The 15,532-nt window shown below is 72.5% G+C and carries 15 protein-coding genes; 10 read left to right on the top strand and 5 right to left on the bottom strand.

Annotated features, from left to right (window positions below; translation table 11 throughout):
• The first annotated feature begins 64 nt into the window (after window positions 1–64).
• Both ACZ6AA_RS11045 and ACZ6AA_RS11050 read left to right on the top strand, forming a co-directional pair.
• Entirely contained in the window at window positions 65–487 is a 423-nt protein-coding gene (locus ACZ6AA_RS11045) for a YciI family protein (RefSeq protein ID WP_468459347.1), read from the top strand.
• A 97-nt stretch (window positions 488–584) separates the two neighbouring features.
• Window positions 585–1,874: an RNA polymerase sigma factor gene (locus ACZ6AA_RS11050; protein WP_471457480.1), complete on the top strand. Its 1,290-nt coding sequence runs from the start codon at window positions 585–587 to the stop codon at window positions 1,872–1,874.
• Between the two features lie 176 nt (window positions 1,875–2,050).
• On the opposite strand, the gene ACZ6AA_RS11055 is transcribed toward ACZ6AA_RS11050, so the two are convergent.
• The gene (locus tag ACZ6AA_RS11055) at window positions 2,051–2,935 is read right to left on the bottom strand and encodes a LysR family transcriptional regulator (protein WP_468459351.1); all 885 of its coding nucleotides are present in this window, start codon (window positions 2,933–2,935) and stop codon (window positions 2,051–2,053) included.
• Window positions 2,936–3,287: 352 nt separating this feature from the next.
• Between ACZ6AA_RS11055 and ACZ6AA_RS11060 the strand changes: the two genes are divergently transcribed.
• On the top strand, window positions 3,288–3,599 hold the full coding sequence (locus ACZ6AA_RS11060) for a ribbon-helix-helix domain-containing protein (protein ID WP_468459353.1): 312 nt from the start codon (window positions 3,288–3,290) through the stop codon (window positions 3,597–3,599).
• Between the two features lie 54 nt (window positions 3,600–3,653).
• Here ACZ6AA_RS11060 and asnB read toward each other — a convergent pair whose 3' ends face one another.
• Window positions 3,654–5,495, bottom strand: a complete 1,842-nt coding sequence (gene asnB, locus ACZ6AA_RS11065) for an asparagine synthase (glutamine-hydrolyzing) (protein WP_471457483.1) — start codon at window positions 5,493–5,495, stop codon at window positions 3,654–3,656.
• Window positions 5,496–5,830: 335 nt separating this feature from the next.
• Window positions 5,831–6,472: a TetR/AcrR family transcriptional regulator gene (locus ACZ6AA_RS11070; RefSeq protein WP_471457485.1), complete on the bottom strand. Its 642-nt coding sequence runs from the start codon at window positions 6,470–6,472 to the stop codon at window positions 5,831–5,833.
• Window positions 6,473–6,580: 108 nt separating this feature from the next.
• Between ACZ6AA_RS11070 and ACZ6AA_RS11075 the strand changes: the two genes are divergently transcribed.
• A complete protein-coding gene (locus ACZ6AA_RS11075; RefSeq protein WP_468482275.1) occupies window positions 6,581–7,513 on the top strand; it encodes a DMT family transporter in 933 nt (310 codons plus the stop codon).
• Here ACZ6AA_RS11075 and ACZ6AA_RS11080 read toward each other — a convergent pair.
• The gene (locus ACZ6AA_RS11080; RefSeq protein WP_468459360.1) at window positions 7,474–8,067 is read right to left on the bottom strand and encodes a TetR/AcrR family transcriptional regulator; all 594 of its coding nucleotides are present in this window, start codon (window positions 8,065–8,067) and stop codon (window positions 7,474–7,476) included. The genes ACZ6AA_RS11075 and ACZ6AA_RS11080 overlap by 40 nt on opposite strands.
• Before the next feature lie 618 nt (window positions 8,068–8,685).
• On the opposite strand from ACZ6AA_RS11080, the gene ACZ6AA_RS11085 reads away from it, so the two are divergent.
• The 6 genes from ACZ6AA_RS11085 (at window position 8,686) to ACZ6AA_RS11110 (ending at window position 14,214) form a co-directional block, all read left to right on the top strand.
• Window positions 8,686–9,630 carry a Gfo/Idh/MocA family protein gene (locus ACZ6AA_RS11085; RefSeq protein WP_471457488.1) on the top strand — a complete coding sequence of 315 codons (945 nt, stop codon included), beginning with the start codon at window positions 8,686–8,688 and terminating at the stop codon, window positions 9,628–9,630.
• 452 nt (window positions 9,631–10,082) lie between these two features.
• The gene (locus ACZ6AA_RS11090; RefSeq protein WP_468459364.1) at window positions 10,083–10,904 is read left to right on the top strand and encodes an MmyB family transcriptional regulator; all 822 of its coding nucleotides are present in this window, start codon (window positions 10,083–10,085) and stop codon (window positions 10,902–10,904) included.
• A 125-nt stretch (window positions 10,905–11,029) separates the two neighbouring features.
• On the top strand, window positions 11,030–12,070 hold the full coding sequence (locus ACZ6AA_RS11095) for a PhlD (RefSeq protein ID WP_468459366.1): 1,041 nt from the start codon (window positions 11,030–11,032) through the stop codon (window positions 12,068–12,070).
• Window positions 12,071–12,505: 435 nt separating this feature from the next.
• Complete coding sequence (locus ACZ6AA_RS11100) at window positions 12,506–12,766, top strand: hypothetical protein (RefSeq protein WP_468459368.1); 261 nt, start codon at window positions 12,506–12,508, stop codon at window positions 12,764–12,766.
• Complete coding sequence (locus tag ACZ6AA_RS11105; RefSeq protein ID WP_471457491.1) at window positions 12,766–13,428, top strand: trimeric intracellular cation channel family protein; 663 nt, start codon at window positions 12,766–12,768, stop codon at window positions 13,426–13,428. The genes ACZ6AA_RS11100 and ACZ6AA_RS11105 overlap by 1 nt, the downstream gene beginning before the upstream one ends.
• 9 nt (window positions 13,429–13,437) lie before the next feature.
• Window positions 13,438–14,214: a GNAT family N-acetyltransferase gene (locus tag ACZ6AA_RS11110; RefSeq protein ID WP_468459372.1), complete on the top strand. Its 777-nt coding sequence runs from the start codon at window positions 13,438–13,440 to the stop codon at window positions 14,212–14,214.
• Between the two features lie 24 nt (window positions 14,215–14,238).
• Here the strand turns inward: ACZ6AA_RS11110 and ACZ6AA_RS11115 are convergent, their stop codons facing one another.
• Window positions 14,239–15,435: an isoaspartyl peptidase/L-asparaginase family protein gene (locus tag ACZ6AA_RS11115; RefSeq protein WP_468459374.1), complete on the bottom strand. Its 1,197-nt coding sequence runs from the start codon at window positions 15,433–15,435 to the stop codon at window positions 14,239–14,241.
• Between the last annotated feature and the right edge of the window lie 97 nt (window positions 15,436–15,532).

Genomic DNA, 15,532 nt, shown 5'->3' on the forward strand with positions numbered 1-15,532 from the left:
CGCTCCGACGTCCCCTGTGAGAGTTGCCCATGAGGGGCGACGACACAGCCAAGGAGTGGCGGTCATGAAGTATCTGGTGATGGTGCAGGGGGCCCAGGCCGACTACGACGCCATGAGCGGCAAGGCCTCGGAGCACAGCCCGGCGTGGAGTGAGAAGGAACTCCAGGCGATGTTCGCCTTCATGGGGAACCTCAACAACGATCTGTCCGAGTCCGGCGAGTTGATCGACGGCCAGGGCCTCACCGATCCCGCGCAGACCCGCCTCGTCGGCCTCGACGACAACGGCCGCCCGGTGATCACGGACGGGCCGTACAGCGAGACCAAGGAGGTCCTCGCGGGCTACTGGGTCCTGGAGTGCGAGAGCCTGGAGCGGGTCACGGAGATCGCCAAGCGCATCAACGAGTGCCCGGTGCCCGCGGGCGCCCCGACCCCGCCGGTGGTGATCCGTCCCATCCAGGAGGGCGGCGACGGCGGCTCGGGGTGCTGATCACCGCAGGGACCGGAGTGCCGGTCACCGCAAGGAGCCGGAGTGCCGATCGCCGCACCGATCGAAGCGCCCACCCCCGCGAGGACCGCGGTCGGCGATGAGCGCGACCGCTGACGTCGAGGACCTGCTGCGCCTGCACGCGCCGCAGGTCCTCGGCGCGCTGGTGCGGCGGTACGGCCACTTCGACGAGGCCGAGGACGCCGTACAGGAGTCCCTGCTCGCCGCCGCCCGCGAATGGCCCGGGCAGGGTGTGCCGGACAATCCGCGCGGCTGGCTGATCAGGGTGGCGTCGCGGCGTCTGACGGACCAGTTGCGCAGCGACGCGGCCCGGCGGCGGCGCGAGGAGAACGCCGCCGCGATGACTCCGCGCGACGCGTTCACCGCGCCCGCGCCCGGCGAGAGCCGCGCCCCGTCGGACGACGACACACTCACCCTGCTGTTCCTGTGCTGCGACCCTTCGCTGACGCCCGCCGCGCAGATCGCCCTGACGCTGCGGGCCGTCGGCGGTCTCACGACGGCCGAGATCGCCCGCGCACACCTGGTGCCCGAGGCGACGATGGCCCAGCGCATCAGCCGCGCCAAGCAGCGGATACGGGGCGCACCGTTCACGCAGCCCGGCCCGGCGGACCGCGACCGGCGGCTGACCGTCGTCCTGCAAGTCCTGTACCTGATCTTCAACGAGGGCTACACGGCGACGTCGGGCGCCGCCCTGCACCGCGCCGACCTGGCCCGCGAGGCGATCCGGCTGACCCGCGCGGTGCGCAGGCTGCTGCCCGAGGAGGGCGCGGTGACGGGCCTGTTGGCGCTGATGCTGCTCACCGACGCGCGCAGCGCCGCCCGTACGGGTCCGCACGGCGAGCTGATCCCGCTGGACGAGCAGGACCGCACCCGCTGGGACGGCGAGGCGATCACCGAAGGCACCGCCCTGGTGGAGCAGGCGCTGGGTCAAGGTCCCGCGGGCGCCTACCAGTTGCAGGCGGCCATCGCCGCGCTCCACGACGAGGCGGCACGCGCCGAGGACACCGACTGGCCGCAGATCCTCGCCCTGTACGACATCCTGGTGCGCCGCACACCGGAGCCGATGGCCGAGCTGGGACGCGCCGTCGCGGTAGCCATGGTGCGCGGCCCGCGCGCCGGGCTCGACGAACTGGCAGCGCTGGAGGAGCGCTTGGCGGGACACCACCGCCTCGAAGCGGTACGCGGCCACCTGCTTGAACGCGCAGGCGACCCCGAAGCCGCCCGCACCGCCTACCAGTTGGCAGCCCAGCGCACACTCAGCCGCCCGGAGGCCCGCTACCTCCAGATGCGGGCGGCCCGACTCTCCCCTCCCCCGCATCCCCCGCACACCACCCCCGAAGCCCCGTCAACGGACGAGCAAGCCCGATAAGGGGCGCGGGGACTGCACGCTCAGCCACACCCAGCCCCATAAGGGGCGCGGGGAGCTGCGCGACCAGCCACAGCAGCCCCGCAGACGCCCCCGCCGAGCACCGAGCAGACGCGCCTGCGGCTCTTCGCGCGCCGAGCGCACATTCCCCCCGCCCCGGACGGGCCCGAGCCCACCGATCAAGGCGCCCCGCCCGAAACCGTGTCGGCGAACGCGCGGGCCAGCGGGCTGAGGGCGTCCCAGCGGCGCACCGCCCAGCCGACGGACAACGGCGGCAGACCGGGCACCGGAAGCAGGCGCAGCCCGGGCGGACCCTGGGCGCGCCAGCCCGGCAGGTCGGGCACGAGCGCCTGGCCGACGCCGAGTTCGGTGAGCAGCAGCGCGGTGTCCCAGTCGGCGACGCTCGTGTGCCCGTCGGGCCCGAGGTCGAGGTCGGCCAGGGCGGCGTCGAGGCGGGCCCGGGAGGTGGCGGCCCGCGGGGGCCTGATGAGCCGGGCGGCCGCGAGGTCGGCGAGGTCGGCGTGCGGCTTGGCCGCGAGCGGGTCGCCGGACTGCACCGCGAGCACCCAGGGCAGCTCGGCGACGGGCCGCTGCTCGATGCCGCGCACGGGGGTGTCGATGGTGACCCAGGCGAGGTCCAGGTCGTCGGCGGCCAGCGCGTCGAAGCAGGCCCGGCTCGAACTCGCCGTCTGGAACTCCAGCGTGACCTGCGGGAAGCGCTGCCGGAATCCGACGACGGCCTTGGCCATGAAGTGCCGTACGGTCGTCGCGCCGGTGGTGACGCGCACCGCGCCGCTCTCCCCGCGCGCCAGGTCGCGCAGGCGGCGCAGGGCGACGTCGATGCCGCCGAGGCCGTCGGCAGCGGCGGCGTGCAGGATGCGTCCGGCCGACGTCGGCACGACACCGCGCGCGTGCCGTTCGAGGAGGCTGACGGCCAGCTCCTTCTCCAGGCGTTTGACGTGCTGGCTCACCGCCGACTGCGTACAGGAGAGGTCGCGCGCCACGGCGCTGAGACTGCCGGCGCGGCAGACGGCGAGGAAGACACGGAGGTCGTCGAGCGTCACGGCCCCCAAGCTATCGCTTGGGGCCGCGGCGGCAGCCGCCCGGAGCCGAACGACGGCACCGCGGCCCGGTCCCCCGCACCACTGGGCCGCCGAAACCCGGCCATGTAACGCGGATCACACATAACCGACCCGACCCACGGGAACGCCCACCCCTATTTCACCGTTGAACTAGATGAGAGCCCCGACCGCGATTCCCCCGTCCGGCCGGGGCTCTCGCCGTACCCGCGACCCCCTCAGCGACAGCAGTCACCTCGGAGCCGACTCCGCCACCGCTTCGAGGTCCCGCCACCCCTTCGAGGGCGAATATGCCAACCGCACCGCGGACGGCCGGTTCGGACGGCATCATGCGTCCATGGACGGTCCAAAGACTGTGCAGGTCCTGTTCCCGCCCGACGAGTACGCCGCCGTGCTCCGGCACGCCGACCGCCTCGGGATCACGCCCGCGGAGTTCATACGCCGAGCGGCGGCCGTCCACGCCGGACAGGACCCCGACACCTGCGGCTCCGGCGGCGCCCGGCGCACCGTGGTCGTGCCCCCGGTGCGCCGCGGCCTCGACGCCCGCGGCGCGCCCGCGCTGCAGCGGTTCCTCGACACCCTCGCGACCGCCGACCCCACCCGGGTCCCGCCCCAGCAGCCGACGGTCCGCAACTGCTCCGGCCCCTGAAACCACAGGCCCCGGGCCGTCCTCGGCCACGACATCGCCGACCGGCGGCGGGCCTCAGCCCAGCGACACCTCGGGCCGGTACAGGTCGAACCACAGCGCGAGATCGAGCGCCCGCTCCAGACCCCGCCGCGAGGCAGGCCGCACCTGCGGGGTGTCGCGGTGCGCGAGGCCGTGCAGGACCTCGCGGTCGACGAGGCCGAAGACGGGGTGCCCGGGCCTCGCGAGCAGATCCTTGGCGTGCTCCTGGAGCGCGAAGGCGTACTTGGGGTCCTGCGTCGACGGATAGGGGCTCTTGACCCGGTCGTAGACGGAGCGCGGCAGGCTGTCCCTGGCGGCCTCCCGCAGCAGCGACTTCTCCCGGCCGTCGAAGGACTTCAGCGCCCAGGGCGCGTTGTAGACGTACTCCACGAGCCGGTGGTCGCAGAACGGCACCCGCACCTCGAGGCCCACGGCCATGCTCGCGCGGTCCTTGCGGTCCAGCAGCGTGCGCACGAACCGGGTCAGATAGAGGTGGCTGATGGTGCGCATGCGGTACTCGAAGTCGCTCTCCCCGTCCAGGCGCTGCACGGCACCGGCCGCCGCGGCGTAGCTGTCGCCGACGTACGTCCGCAGGTCGAGCGCGTCCAGGACGTCCTGGCGCAGCACACCCGTCTCGTCGCCGAGGGTCTCCGCGTGCCGCACCAGCCAGGGGAAGGTGCCGCCCCGCCGCGCCCCCTCGTCGAAGAACTGGAAGTAGCCGCCGAACACCTCGTCCGCCGACTCGCCGGACAGGGCGACCGTCGAGTGCTCACGGATCGCCTGGAAGAGCAGATACAGCGAGGCGTCCATGTCCCCGAAGCCGACCGGCATGTCACGGGCCGTCAGCATCTTCGCGCGCACCTCGGGGTCGGCGAGCGCCTGCGCGTCCAGGACGATGTCGCGGTGGTCGGTGCCCGCGAGGCGCGCCACGTCATGGGCGTACGGGGCGTCCGGCGTGCCGCGCAGCTCGTCCGCCACGAAGTTCTCGGTCAGGCCCGCGAAGTCGACGGAGAAGCTCCGCAGGGTCTCCCCCGAGCCCGCGAGCTGTCCCGCGGCGAGGGCCGACATGGCGGAGGAGTCGAGGCCGCCGGAGAGCAGCACGCAGCGCGGCACGTCGGAGACGAGCTGGCGGCGCACGATGTCGTCGAGCAGCGAGCGCACCGCGGCGACGGTCTCGTCGCGGCCGTGCGGGTGCGGGCGGGTCTCCAGACGCCAGTAGACGCGACTGCGGCGCCCCTCGCGGTCGACGGTGACGACCGTGCCGGGCTCGACCTCGCGCATGCCGTCCCACACGGCATGCCCCGGGGTCTTCACGAAGGCGAAGACCTCGCGCAGTCCGTCCACGCCGACGCGGGGGCGCGCCAGCGGGTTGGCGAGGATCGCCTTGGGCTCGGAGCCGAACAGGACGCCGTCGGGCGTCGGGTGGAAGTAGAACGGCTTGACGCCCATCCGGTCGCGGACCATGACGAGGCGCTGCCTGCGGCCGTCCCACACGGCGAACGCGTACATCCCGTTCAGCCGCTCGGCGACACCCTCGCCCCACTGGAGGTAGCCGCGCAGGACGACCTCGGTGTCGGAGTCGGTGCGGAACTCGTGCCCGTGCCCGGCCAGTTCGGCGCGCAGCTCGGTGAAGTTGTACGTCTCGCCGGAGTACACCAGGGCGACGGTCCCCTCGGGCGTCGTCGCGGTCATGGGCTGCCGCCCGCCCGGCAGGTCGATGACGGCGAGCCGCCGGTGCCCCAGCGCCGCGGGGCCCTCGGCCCAGGTCCCGCGGTCGTCCGGGCCGCGGCATGCCATCGTCTCCGTCATGGCGTCCAGGGTCCGCGCGTGCTCCCGCAGTTCGCGGTCGAATGAGATCCAGCCGGTGATGCCACACATGGGGTTTCCTCCTGCCGTCCGGCTGCCTTCCCGGTCGTACACCCTGAACGGCCGAACTAGATGTAATAGGCAGCTATCTCTCCAGACTCCGCCCTCCCTCGCCCACGGTCAACGCCTCCCCGACCCGACGAACCCGCACCGACCCGGGAATTCCGGCCGCGAGGAAGCCCGGGTCAAGGAACCGTCAGGAAGCCCGACCGGGCCGTATCGCGCCGAGGCCCGCAGCGAGGCCGCACGGAACAACACCTTCCGGCCATGAGTAAAGACTTGCTCAACACATGTGCAAATACGGGAGCATCACCGCACGGCGGGGACGGTCCATCGCCGGGCCGCCGTCAGTCCGCCGGAGCGGCCGCCCGCAGCAGCACCTGGGCGTCCCGGCGGGCGTGCTCGATCGCGTCGGGGAAGATCCCCATGCCGTACGCGACGAGCCCACCCTCGTGCAGCAGCATCAGGGACCTGCCCAGCGATGTCGCCCGGCGCGGCGCGAGCGGCCGGGCCAGGTCGGTGAAGAGCCCGAGCATCCACGCCTTCTGACCGGTGATCACCGCGTACGCGGGGTGCGCGGGGTCGGTGATCTCCGCGTGGGCGTTGATCATGCTGCAGCCCCGGGGCAGGCTGCGCTCCGCCCAGTCGCGGGAGGCGTCGAAGACGGCCAGGGCGCGGGCGCGGGGCGAGCGGGAGCGCTCCAGATATCCGGCGAGGAAGGCCCGCCAGCGCTCGTCGCGGTCCGCCAGGTACTCGACGACGATCTGGTCCTTGGAGCCGAACCGGTCGTACAGCGTCTTCTTCGTCACGCCGGCCTCGGCCGCGATCAGGTCGACGCCGACGGCGTGGATGCCGCGCTCGTAGAACAGCCGCCCGGCCGCCTCGAGGACCTTGCGGGCGCCGGGCGTCAGGGGAACGCGGCGCGGCCCCTGCCCGGGGGCTTCCGGCGCCCGCGCCGCGTCCGGTCCGCGCTTCCCGTGCTCACTCATGCACCCACCTCACCACATCGACCCCGCCCCCATAGTAGACCGATCTGTATACTCACCCCTATGCAGTAAACAGATCGGTCTACTTCGCTCGGCCACAGGAGGCACACCGTGAACGTCCTGCTCTCCCTCGGATTCGTGCTGACCTGGAGCTCCGGCTTCATCGGCGCCAAGCTCGGCGCGGGCAGCGCGGACGCGGTGACCGTCCTGATGTGGCGGTTCCTGCCGCTGGCCGCGGTCCTCGCGCTGCTCGCCGCGACCGTGGCCAGGGCGTCCTGGCGCGGCCTCACGGCCCGCGACCTGGGACGCCAGGCGGTCGTGGGCGCCCTGTCCCAGAGCGGCTATCTCCTGACCGTGTACTACGCGATCCAGCTCGGCGTCTCCAGCGGTACGACGGCGCTGATCGACGGGACCCAGCCGCTGGTCGCGGGCGCGCTCGCCGGACCGCTGCTCGGCCAGTACGTGTCCCGCACCCAGTGGCTCGGCCTCGCGCTCGGCCTGACCGGCGTGGTGATCGTCACGGCCGGCGACGCGGCGGCGGGCACCGGCGCGCCCTGGTGGGCCTACCTGGTGCCGTTCCTCGGCATGCTGTCGCTGGTCGCGGCGACCTTCCTGGACCGCCGCACGCGCACCCCCGTCGCACCCTCGGCCGCGATGACCGTGCACTGCGTGACCAGCGCCGTCATCTTCACGGTGCTCGCCCTCGCCCTGGGCTCCGCGGCGCCCGTCGCCGAGACGTCGTTCTGGGCGGCGATCGGCTGGCTCGTGGTCCTTTCGACGTTCGGCGGGTACGGCCTGTACTGGCTGATCCTGCGCCGGGGCGGCGTCACCCGCGTCAACACGCTGATGTTCCTGATGGCGCCGGTGACGGCGCTGTGGGGCGCGGCGATGTTCGGGGAGCCGTTCGGCGTCCAGACGGCTCTGGGCCTCGCCGTCGGGCTCGCCGCGGTCGTGGTGGTGCACCGGGGCGGGGCCGGGCCGCGCCGCCGGGGCCCCGGCCGGGATCACTCGGGGGTCAAGCAGGCCTGCACGGCGGGGGCGTAGCGGTCGGTGATGTCGGCTATCGCCGTCGCCCGCAGGTGCGGTCCGCGCGCGATGCCGTACATCACGCCGAGCCCGAGCAGCATCCCGACGGCCAGCTCGGCGCGCAGCCCCGCGTCGGGGCCCGTCAGGCGGTCGCCGAGCCTGCGCACCACCTGCGTGCGGAAGTTGGCGCGCAGGACGTAGCCGTGCTCACGGTGCAGCGGTGCGTACACGATGCGCAGGATGGGGTCGGCGCCCCGCTCGGCCTGGCTGGTCAGGAGGTGGTGGACCATATGGCGGCCGAGGCTCTCCACGGGCGCGTCGAGCACCTCCTCCGCGTCGGCCTCGAAGGACATGATCCCGGCGAACAGCGCGTCCTTGCTGCCGAAGTACTTCAGGACCAACGGCGGGCTCACCCCGGCGCGTTCGGCCACCGCCTTGAGCGTGATGTCGGTGTGCGCGTGCCGGGCGAGCAGATGGCGGGCGGCACGCACGATCGCGGCCTTCGTCGCCTCGGCGTCGCGGCGCGCGGGGCTCGGCGCGCACGGCGCCGGGTGTGAGGTCGAGCTGGTCATGGTGTCACTTTCCGTCGCTGGCTGCCTTTTTGGGCAACCGATCCGAGCGTATGGCGCCGAGCGCCGCGAGGACCTCGAATCGGGCGGACGGGACATGGAGACGCCGATCACGGTCGGGACCGGTGGCCGCGCCATAACGCCGCCCATACCCCCCGGGGCACATCGACCGGCGCGCACCCGCCGGAATGCCGGATGTCGGGAACTCCCGGACAGTCAGGACAGGTTGCCCTCCCCCTTTCGGACAGCGGCAATCAGCCAGAAGTGAATGCGAATTCACCCCGCACCCACCCTTGGCCACGAATTGCCATTCAGAGACGGAGAGTTGACGGTACGTCGAGAATGGAGGCACGGCCCGGCGAACGGTATGAGCCGTTCCACGCCTTCTTCACCGGATACACGCGAACACGCACCCAGGAACCGCGCGAACGCGCGAGAGGGAACGGTGCGGACACGCGAGAGGGGGGCATACGAAGAAAAGGTCCAGACCTTCGGCGCCGTGCTGGGTTCCTCTCTTCTCGCCGGACGCGTCAGAAGGCCTCGCCGGTATCAGCCGCACCCCGCCCCGCGTCCCGGTCGCACCCGTACTGCCACCACAGCGGGCTCCGCCATACTGCGCGCATGGAGAGACTTCGAGTGGGCTTGATCGGCACGGGTCCCTGGGCGACGCAGACGCACGCGCCGGTACTCGCCGGGCACCCCGGTGCCACGCTGTCGGGAATATGGGGCCGCCGTCCGAAAGCGGCGGCCGAGCTGGCGTCCGCGCACGCCACCACCGCGTACGAGGACGTGGACGAACTGTTCGCCGCGAGCGACGCGGTCGCCTTCGCGGTACCGCCGGACGTCCAGGCGCCGCTGGCCGAGCGGGCCGCGGCGGCAGGCTGTCATCTGCTGCTGGACAAACCGGTGGCCACCTCGCCGGCGGTGGCGCGCGGCCTCGCCGACGCGGTGGAGCGGGCCGGGGTGGCGTCTGTGGTCTTCTTCACGCTCCGCTTCGCCCCGCCCATGGCGGAGTGGCTGGCGAGCCGGGCCGAGGAGGGGCCGTGGTTCACGGCACGCGCCGACTGGTACAGCTCGTTCTTCGCGGCGGACGGCAGCGGCGCCTTCGACTCGCCGTGGCGGGCCACCAAGGGCGGCCTGTGGGACGTCGGACCGCATGCGCTTGCTGTGCTCACGGCGGTGCTCGGCGAGGTCACGTCGGTGACGGCGGCGCCGGGGCCCGCGGACACCGTGCATCTGATCCTGCGGCACGCGGGCGGCGCTTCGAGCACGGCGACGCTCACGCTGCGGGCGCCGCGGGCGGCCGAGGGCCTGGTCCTGGAGTTCCGCGGCGAGGGCGGGACGGCCGTGCCGCCGGGGTGGGGCGAGAGCGGCTGGGGCGACTCGACCGATGCGTTTCGGTCAGCGGTCGACGCACTGGTGCGTGCGGCGGGCGGCGGGGAGCGGCATGCGTGCGACGTACGTTTCGGACTGCGGGTGACGGAAATCCTCGCTGACGCGGAACGGCAAGTGGACGCGCGAAGGGAGACGGAACTTCCGGCTCAGCAGCCGACCGGGGCCTCGTGAAGCACGTTCGGGCACTCGCGCCGCCCGTAACAACACGGGCGGCCGGTACCGTGGCCGCTACGTAATGGCGAGTGACGGCACCGGCCGCAGCCAGTGAACCCAGGAACCGAACCGGGCGGTAACTGCCACGCGAGTACACACTGCTCAGTTTCCGACCACACAGATCGGAATACGAACAACCGGTCCCACGCACTACCCGACTGCGACCCCGTAGGCCTAGGGGGTGTCCAACGCCGAGGAATTTCAGCCAATTTCACGCCACTCGAACAGGACGCCCCTGAGTTGTGCCCACGAGCCCACCGACGATCAAACCTGCAGGTCGGTGGTCTCGCGTACTCCATGATGCCGCATCGACTGATCGTTTTCTTCAGGCAATGTTTATGCCCAAAGAAGTTGCGAATATTTAGACTGCTGATGCTCAACTCGGCGTGCACGAAGAGGGATTACCCACCATGAACAAGACGGCGCTACGCGCTCTGCTCCGCGAACGACGCGCCCTCATCGCCCCCGAATCGCACGGGTTCATCCGTTCGACGGGCCAGGGCCGCCGGGCTCCCGGGCTGTCCCAGCACCAGGTGGACCAGCTCCTCCACCGCACGCTCGGCACCTATCACCGTCTGGAGTCGGGCAATTACCCGAACCCCCCGGCCTCTCTCCTGCGCGATGTGGCCCGCCTGTTCGGGCTGAACGAGCAGGAATGGATGTCTCTGTGCCGTTATGCCCTGTTGCAGGATCCTCCCGGGCCGCTGCATCTGTCGTCGGGCAAGGAGATTCCCGGCGTCTGGCAGGAGGCCGTGGACGGGGTGCGGCACATGGCGTACGTCACGGACGCCTCCTGGGACATGCTCGCCTACAACGAGGCCTTCACCCGGATGTTCCCGGACAGCCAGGTCCCCGCGAACGTGATGCGCTGGATGGTCCTCGACCCGGTGGGCCGCGCGCACCTCCTCGACTGGCGCACCGCCTGGGCCCCGATGGTGCTGCCGCAGCTCCGCGGCGCCCTCGCCTCCCGGCCCGAGGACGAAACACTCCGCCAGATCGAGAAGGAGGTCATGGCCGACCCCGAGACCGCCCCTTACTACAGCGCCGGACGCCCCTTCCCCCACCCCGACGGCGACGAGCGCCCCCTCATGCACGCCGAGCTGGGCCCCGGCTGGGTCACGATGTGCGCCGCCCAGCCCTTGACGGCCCCCGGTGCTCGGCTGATGATCCTGGTGTTCCACCCCGGGACCCAGCGCTCCCACCCGCGCGCGCCCATGCTCCGCTCCCCCTGATCCAGGAGCCGGCCCGACCCCTCCGTCGGCCCAGAGGGAGTAGCCCGGCAGGACGCGTGTTCGATGTGGTGCAGTACTTTGGCCCCAGATCCCCACATCGGATCGCGCCTCGTGGGAGCCCCTTCATGCCAGCTCATGTACTCAGACCGCTGACCGTCCTGGGTGATCACCAGGTCACCACCGCGGAGATAGCCGAAGACATCCGGAACCACCATCCGGACCACCCACGGCTGGGCGCGTTCCTCCGCGTGATCGGCAACTGCGGGGTCCGGACCCGTTACTTCACCCGGCCCCTCGGCTCCCCCACCGTCGCGGGCTCCGCCGGGATCGAGGAACGCACCACCACGGCCTTCGAGGACGCCCTCGCCATGGCCGAGAAGGCAGCCAAGGCGGCCCTGGACGAGGCCGGGCTCACGGCGCTCGACATCGATGCCATCGTGACCACGCACACGACGAGCTGGGCCATCCCGAACCTGGACATCAACCTGATCGACCGGCTCTCCCTGCGCCCCACGGTGCGCCGCGTGGCCCTGACGACCGTGGCCTGCCCCGGTGGCGCCCAGGCGCTGATCCGCGCCGCCGACCTGGTGGCCGCGCGGCCCGGCAGCAAGGTCCTTGTGGTGGCCGGGGAAGTCCTGTCCGGCATCTACCACAACGCCGACGACACCATCGAGTCGATGATCTACAAGGCCCTGTTCGGCGACGCGGCAGCAGCGACGATCGTCACCGACGAGCCCCTCGGCCCCGGCCTCGTCATCGAGGACAGCTTCGAGTACATCCTGCCGCACAGCGTCGACCGCCAGGCGGGCCGCATCGACCACGCGGGCATCCATTTCGTGTCCACCAAGAAAGCGCTGTCCGCGGCCGACGACGTCCTGCCCCAGCTCACGGACTGGGTCGGCACGGACCGCCCCGGGTTCGCCGTCATCCACCCCGGCAGCCCGCGCATCATCGCCGACACGGCGGCGGCACTCGGCCTCGACGAGCACGCCACGCGGCACTCCACGGACACCCTCGCCCACGAGGGCAACATCGGCGGCGTCAGCGTCCTGCGTGTCCTCGAGCGCACCCACGCCGACCCGCCCGCCGACGGCTCACGCGGCTACACCATCGCCTTCGGCCCCGGTTTCGCCACCGCGGCCCTGCGCTGCCGCTGGCAGTCCTGACTCTCCCCTCCCCTGTGGTTCTCCGCTCCCCTGGTTCTCCGCGCCCGGCTCCCCGACCCTGGCTCTCCCCTCCTCGCTGTCCCCGCCGCACCCTTCCGCCCGACGCCCCACACCCCGGCCTGCGTACGGCACTCGGCGCCCCGCCCCACCCGTAGCACTCTGCCGGACCCGCGGGCCACCACCACCCCGCTTTGCTCCTCCTTTCCGCTATTTGCCGTGCCTTTGCATGACGCGCCTCTGTACGCAGTGGCTTTGCGCGACGCGGCCGGGTGCGCCGTGCTGGTGCCTGACGCGGCTTTGCGCGCTGAGCGTTTGCGCAACCCCGCCCTTCCATGCTCCGCCCCTCCGCGCTAGCGCCCCCTCATCCTTTCGGCCATCACGATCCGTCCACCTGACCGATGGCGCTCCCCGGGCCGTGCCGGACAAGCTGGACGGATGTTCACGGCGCGTAATCCCAGGTGGTGGCTCAGGGCGGCGGGGGCCGTCGGCGTGGTCGGGCTGACGGCGGCGCTCCTCGCGAGCGGGTCCGCCCGGCACGGCGGGCAGCCCCGCCCGGGACCCGGTGACGGCGGCGCGGACCCCCGGCTCGACGCGGCCGCCCTGGCGATCGCCGCCGTCGTGTCGACGGCCGTCCTCCTGCTGCTGCGCCGCCCCGTCACGGGCAAGGACGCGGACGACCGCGAGGTCGGCCGCTGATGCTGCACACGCTGTACCTGGTGGGCATCGCCGCCTTCGCCGCCAGTGGTGTGCTCGCCGCGCACCGCGCGCGGATGGATCCGTTCGGCGGCCTCGTGCTCGCCTTCGTCGCCTCCATCTCCGGCGGCACCCTGCGCGACCTCATCCTGGACCGGCACCCGCTGTACTGGACGCACGACTGGGTCCTGCTCACGGTCATCGCCTGCACGGGCGTGGCCACGATGCTGTACCTGCGCCACCGGGAGCTGCCGCAGCGCACGCTCATGGTGGTGGACGCCGTCGGCCTGGCCGTGGTGACCGTCATGGGCGCGCAGGCCGCCATCGACGCGCGCGTCACACCTCTCGCCGTCGTCCTCCTCGCGGTCCTCACGGGGGTGACCGGCGAAGTCCTGCGCGATGTGCTGTGCGGCCAGTTCCCCCCGCTGCTGCTGCGCGAGGAGGTGTACGCGACGGCCGCGCTCGCGGGCGCCCTGTGCTACCTCGGCCTGCACCACGCCGGCGCGTCCCCGACCGCGACGACCGTGACCTCGGCCGGCCTCGTGCTCGCCCTGCGCCTCGCCGCGATCACCAAGTCCCTGCACCTGCCGCCCCTCTCGCGCGCCGAGCGCGCGGACGACGCCCCCGTACGAAATTCCGTTGCCCCGCCGGATCCGCCCTGCTGAAGTGACCGCATGGATCCCTCAGCGGTGCTCGCGGCGTACGACCGGCAGATTCGGCAGAACCTGGATCCCGACGGCCCCGGTGTGGTGGTCGAGCGGGTGGACGGTGTCGTGCGCCGGGTGGGCGGCGCGCACGACTGGAACGGCGTCCTGTGGTCGGACCTGGACGAGAGCACCGCGGACGCGGCCATCGCCGCGCAGGTGCGCCACTTCACCTCGCGCGGCCTGGAGTTCGAGTGGAAGGCGTACTCCCACGACCTGCCCGCGGACCTGCCCGACCGGCTCCTCGCGGCCGGGTTCACGCCCGAGCCGCCCGAGGCCCTGATGGTCGCCGCCGTGGACGAGCTGCCCCTGGACGCGGGTCCGCCCGAGGGGGTCCGGCTGGTCCCGGTGACGGACGCGGCCGGTGTGCGGCTGATGGTCGACGTGCACGAGCAGGCCTTCGGCACGGACGGCACCGCCCTCGGCAGGCAGCTGCTCGACCAGCTCACGACGGCCCCGGACACCATCGCCGCCGTCGTCGCCCTCGCCGGAGACGTCCCGGTGAGCTCGGCCCGCCTGGAGTTCCGCCCGGGCACGGACTTCGCGGGTCTGTGGGGCGGCGGCACCGTGACCGAGTGGCGCGGCCGCGGCATCTACCGCGCCCTGATCGCCCACCGCGCCCGTATCGCGGCCGCCCACGGCGTACGCCACCTCCAGGTCGACGCGTCCAGCCAGAGCCGCCCGATCCTGCACCGCCTCGGCTTCACGGAACTGGGCACGACAACGCCGTACGTCCACAAGCCGTGAACCCGGCCGAGACACCCCCCACCCTCACGTATTGGGCGGCGTCTCGTCCGGGAAGATCTTCGTGACGATCTTCCCGCTCTTCGTGAGATAGCCGTGCAGCATGCCCGGGCTGCTGTGCGGCGCGTCGAACTCCCCGTCGGGCGCGAGCGCGATCACGCCGCCGTCGCCGCCGAGCTTCGGCAGGCGCTTGACGATCACCTCGTACGCGGCGGACGCGACGTCGGCGCCCTTGAACTCCACGAGGTTGGAGATCGTCGAGGTGGCGGTGCCCCGGATGAACACCTCACCGGCGCCGGTGGCGCTCGCGGCGATCGTGCTGTTCTTCGCGTACGTCCCCGAGCCGATCAGCGGTGAGTCACCGACGCGGCCGGGCAGTTTGTTGGTCATGCCGCCGGTCGAGGTGGCCGCCGCCAGATCGCGTCGCTTGTCGACGGCGACCGCGCCGACCGTGCCCTTGGACTGCGCGTCGGCGACGGCGGCGGGCGAGTCGGCGGCACGATCGCCGCCCTCGGCGCTCTTGGAGGCCGGTGAGCCCTTGGCGCCCTTCGGGCCCTCGGCCGCGCCCCCGCCGCCCTTCTGTGCCTCCTTGGCGGCCATCAGGGCGTCCCAGCGCGCCTGCGTCCAGTAGTAGTCCTGGGTGACGGTCCTCAGGCCGTGCCGCGCGCCGAAGTCGTCGGCGCCCTCGCCCGCGAGCAGCACGTGCGGGGACTTGTCCATGACCGCGCGGGCGCCCGCGATGGGGTTGCGCAGGCTCTTCACGCCCGCCACCGCGCCTGCCTTCAGGTCCGAGCCGCGCATGATCGACGCGTCCAGCTCATGGCCCGCGTCCGCGGTGAACACGGCGCCCTTGCCCGCGTTGAACAGCGGGTCGTCCTCCAGCTCGACCACAGCCGCCTGCACGGCGTCCACGCTCGAACCGCCCTTGTCGAGGACCTTCTGCCCGGCCCGCAGCGCCTTGGCGAGTCCGTCCCGGTACGCCTTCTCGCGCTCCGGGGTCGTCTTGTCCCGGTCGAGCGCGGTCCCGGCCCCGCCGTGCACGGCCAGGACCACGTCCCGCGCGTCGGGCTTGCCCTTCCCGACGGGGCGCTCCCCGTGCGCGGCGGGCACGGACCGGCCGTCCGGCTCCCGGCCGTTTCCCTGGGGGACGACCACCGCCGTCACGGTGACCGCGGCGGCGGTGGCGAGGACGGGGATCAGCCAGGTCAGGGGGCGTTTACGCATCGGCACTCCTCGGCAGAGGGAACGCGGGCGTCCACGGTAATGGCATGGCCATGGCGCCTGCCAGAGCGCCTCCCCAGCCCCGGCCCGCACCCCCCGT

Source organism: Streptomyces sp. NPDC040610 (assembly GCF_055594065.1).